This is a genomic window from Endozoicomonas atrinae (assembly GCF_001647025.1).
Lineage (GTDB): Bacteria > Pseudomonadota > Gammaproteobacteria > Pseudomonadales > Endozoicomonadaceae > Endozoicomonas > Endozoicomonas atrinae.
On the sequence record NZ_LUKQ02000351.1, the window covers coordinates 1 to 4386 of the forward strand.

3 protein-coding genes are annotated in these 4386 nt (G+C 54.6%); all 3 read right to left on the bottom strand.

The genetic code is table 11. The features are described 5' to 3' along the window. A partial coding sequence (locus AK963_RS25910; protein WP_139117669.1) for a hypothetical protein occupies window positions 1-505 on the bottom strand: 505 nt, incomplete at its 3' end. Continuing rightward, entirely contained in the window at window positions 505-4029 is a 3525-nt protein-coding gene (locus AK963_RS25915) for a hypothetical protein (RefSeq protein ID WP_066018256.1), read from the bottom strand. The genes AK963_RS25910 and AK963_RS25915, both read right to left, overlap by 1 nt. 27 nt (window positions 4030-4056) lie before the next feature. After that, on the bottom strand, window positions 4057-4386 hold a 330-nt coding region (locus tag AK963_RS33680), incomplete at its 5' end, for a hypothetical protein (protein ID WP_175404660.1).

Consider the following 4386-nt stretch of genomic DNA (forward strand, 5'->3'; position numbering starts at 1 on the left):
TGATTTTTATGTAGGAAAACAGAACCCCTTTTGCCTGAGGGATACTTTCTCTTACTCCTCCTATGGTGGCCTGAAAGTATCCGAAAACAATAGAGCTATTAGTACTGCCTGAGAATGACTCAACGGTAAGTTTTGTTCCATTTACCCACGCATGAATATATGGATAAGGGTTGCCGTTAATTATTTTAATTTCGATCATCTGATCAAAAGGGATAGGCTCCGAAAAGTAACCTACCATTTGTCGAGTATTTCTATCGAAAGTTTGCAATCGTAATTTCCCACTTTCGACAAGCACCTCAAAATAAAATCGGTCAGGAGGAAGGCTGGTATTACTTAACGAACTGAATAGAGGCACTGTCTCACTGGCATTGCTGCTATCTATATACACAAGCATTTGAAGTGCAATTTTTCCACCGTAATACATACCCTCATCAGCACTATCTGGAATGGCATCAGATACGACTTTTGCTGCCAAATTATCTGGCTTGAACCATATACCAGCCATCAGTCAGCATCCCCCCGAATCTGCAAAGTAAAATCGTCGTTGGTTTCGGTGCCTTGTCCGGCCAGAACGGTTCGGCAAATCCAAACCGGAGCAAGACAACCATCGGTATTGAACCGGATAGCGTTGCCCACTGCCCAACCTGAACCCCAGCCATCGGCACGCAGGGTAAAGTAAGGCACGCCGGTTTCCGGGTTGATGGGTGCGGTGTCCGATGCTGTGGTGCCGGTCGCTATAATCCCGAGCTTTTCCTCGACCACCTGAAACGCTGAACCGCTGGTAAAGATGATCGCCCACTTGCCATAGATGGCTCCCTTGTTGGTCACCTCCACCGGATAGTTAATGGTATTGAATTGGGCGGTGGTCTGGTCGCCGATCCGGTTATCTGTCCAGTTCGGATCACCGTTGTCCCACACTTTCTGGCTGAAAAAATCCTTTACCCTGGCTTGCAGGTCGCCATAAACCACGGCGCTGCTGATGCTGGTTTCGGTTGCAGGTAAATCCCAAGGGACAGGCGAAATAATAGAAAGGTCGCCGTTGATCTGAATGTCACTTAAAACGCTCATGTGCTCCACTCGGTCTTTAATGGTAAAGGGGGCTGTCAGTGGGTTGCTCTGGTCGTCGATCAGGCTCAGTGGGTCAGCAAAGGTAACGGTTCCTGCTTCCCGGTTGGTGGTGTACTGATCCGCTTTCAACAAAGCCCCGGTACTGTCTTCAACAACAATGTCGGCCTGATGGTCACGGCTCAGGCTGATCATCTGACCTGCCGTGGGGGTAGCGGCATCGGTGCTGCTGGTGTGGCTGATCACCACGATGTCGCCTGCTCTGAAAATGGGCACCTTGCCATCCGGTGGTAAACGAACCGGGTCTAGCCCGATCAGTTCGGCGTCCAGCGGCAGGCTGGTTTCCACAATGCAGTTATATCTAACGCTCTGGGGTATGACAAAGATAGGGTCTGTGCCATCGGTGAATACTATTTCACTCCAACCGGTGGTGGTGTCGATCTTTCCCTGCACTTCACTGGTGTTTATCTCGCCGTTAAAGTCGGCGCTGGCGGTGATAAGGTCGCCGTTATCCACTCGCACTGCCGTTAGCTGCAAGCTGCCCAATCTGACCGGTGATCCCGGTGTGCGAAAGGCTACAGCGTCTACTTTGAAACCCGGGCCGATAGTGGCGGCTGCTTCGATGGTGGCGCTGTTCAATACTCCCTGTGGATAAGTGGCTAACGTGACCACGCCTCCACTGTAGTCAATGCTGCCCACCTGCAGGCCGGCGTTGGTTTCGGTGCTGATATCGGTGAACACCTGACCATCCCGGTCATAGTAGGTCTGCCCGTTCCAACTAAATACCACGCTTCCCGGCAGCAGGGTATCGCTGATTAAAGGCAATAGATCCAGGGTCAGCTCGGGCGATGGCAGGGTTTCGCTGTAGGGCGCATGGCTCAGGTTGCTGGCCTGGGCGATGGCGGTGATGCTGCTGCCGTTAAAGGTCTGCTTTAGGGTTGTATTAGTGGTTTCCACTCGGTAGAAGGTAGCGCCACCTGAGGTCTGCCGGATGTTGGTGAACTCTGTATAGGTGTAATCCTGCAACGCCAGAATAGTAAAAGCACCGGTCTGATAATCAATCGTGCCCGTAACACCACGCCAGCCGCCAGTGGTATCGTCATCAAGCTGCTTTGTCACGGTGGTGGTGGTTTCATAAGTCTCGAAATTTTCACCCCGGGCATCGCTCGGTACGTTGGATAACTGCTCCACCAGAAACTGCAGCTGTATGGAACCGGGCAATAACGGCGCACCGGGTATCGTGCCACTCATCACGCCCTGGCCATCAATGCCAACGTTTACCTGTCCGCCGGCGCTGATGCCTTCTTCATAATCCACCTGGATCTCGGTGCCGGTATCGGGCAGGTTGTCCAGCTGAAAGCTCAACTCACCGGGGGCGTAATGGATAGCGCCATTACCATCGCCGGTCAGCAGGCCGTTGCCCTGGTCGGTCAGGGTTTTGTTCTGCCCTGATGATATATACGTCACCGTCAGGCTGCCGGGCTTGATGCCGGGTTTCTCCACCGTGTGCCTGAAGGTCATATCCTCCACCGGTACACTGCCGGTGCGAATGGTCACCTCGTCATCGTTCTGCGCCACATAGCTGTAGACGATGGCGCTGTCTGGGTCGGGCATGGCATCCAGGGTTATGGCGGCGGATCCGGTTGCAAAAATAATGGTTCCTGAGCCAGAGCCGGAAAGCTGGCCTGCGCCGGTATCCCGTATATCCTGCCACTTGCCTAGGGCGATATAACTCACCACTAAGGTGCCCGGTCTTGGTTTCGCCTCTGCCATGTTCAGGGTGTAGTTAAAGCCCCGGTTCTGGTTGGTGATGGGAATGGCACCGCTGATGGCCGCTCCGGTAATCGCCACGGCAGGCTGATAGCTGGCTGAAGCACTGGCCGTGGTGTAGCTGCTGGCTCGCCACACGTTAATCTCGCCCAGCTCATAGTCGATGGTCAGCTGGCTGTAATTGTTGCTGCCGCTTTTGTGGATCAGCAGGCCTGCGCCGTTGTCCTCAAAGGTGCCGCCCTCCAATGATAGGCTCAGGGTTTTGGGCAGGACGCCTCGCTGCAGGTAAGTCCGGCTCTGGTTTCCGCTGATATGAACAAAGCGGCAGGAGACACTTCTGCTGTTGGCTGAAGTGGCCACCATCGTTTTGCCGGTGTAGCCGCCATACTGATCCAATAGTGGGCTTTCTACTTTGGCGCTGGGCACCAGTGCATTGTAAACGCTCGCCGCCTTAATGGTCAGGTCACCAGCGGTGATGTTTGCACTTACTGACTGAATGCCGTAATAGCGGGAGGTGTCGGCGATCTGGGTGGTGTGGACACTGCTGGTCGGTTCTTCAGGGACACCGGGGAATGGCTGCGCTCCGATAAACGTGGTGATCAATGGGGCGCTGATGTCCATCTCCAGCTTTCGCCGGGTAAAGTCCACAAACTTGCCGCCCTGGTTATAGGTAAAGGTGGCCACCTGGTGGGTGAGGCCGGTAATCCGGACAAACTGGCTGACCTGCTCATCCGGTGTGGTGAGCTTGTAGACCTCGCCGATCTCGGGAATGGCCAGCTCCTCCCGCTGATAACCGACAATAGTTCGCTGACCCTGCAGCTGGTCACCAATGGGCAGCCAGCTGGCTTCAATGCCCGGCACCACATAGCTCTCGATCCGGTTGCGGGCGTCGGCTCGCTCGTCGGTCTGGTCATCGGTATTGAATAAGAGGACGCTGACGTTCGGGTCTTTGGGCGGTTCGGTGAGGATCAGGTGGCTGCCTAAATAGGCATCGCTGTTGTCGGTACTGATGCCGATAAACGCTTTACGCAGTGCTACGTCACCGATGGTTCGGTCTAAACGGGAAATGTCCCGGAACAAATTATTCACGTTGCCGTCGATCACTTCGCTGCCGGTTACCCGTCCACCGCCGTCCTCCTCATCGGTCAGGCGCTGGCTTTCAAAGAGTTTTACGTCGCTGTTATTGATGGCCATCCATGTCACCTTTGGTTATCTGGGTTGCTACGCTGCCGGGGGTTCTACGGTCAGCAGCCGCAGGGTCAAGCTGTATTGGTAGTCGTCATCGGGAAACGCAAAGGGCAGTATCTGTTGCGCTTCCACCGGGCTGCCCGAGGTTCGGTCAAAAATTACGGAAAATTGCCGCAGGTCGGGCAAGGTTAGGGTCATGACGTTATTGGCGGTTTCGCTCAAGGTGAGCAGGCTGACCACGGTGCTGCGGGTCACCCATCCGGCGTCCTGTCCACCGGAGAGCTCTATGGATCGACCATACTGTTTGCTCTGTTCCTGAATCAGCAAAGCACCGGTTAAGGTGCGTTCCTGGCTCTGCTCCAC

Bases quoted from the DNA above. Each gene is read 5' to 3' on its own strand.
- AK963_RS25915 (WP_066018256.1), bottom strand. From the start codon at position 4,029: ATGGCCATCAATAACAGCGACGTAAAACTCTTTGAAAGCCAGCGCCTG.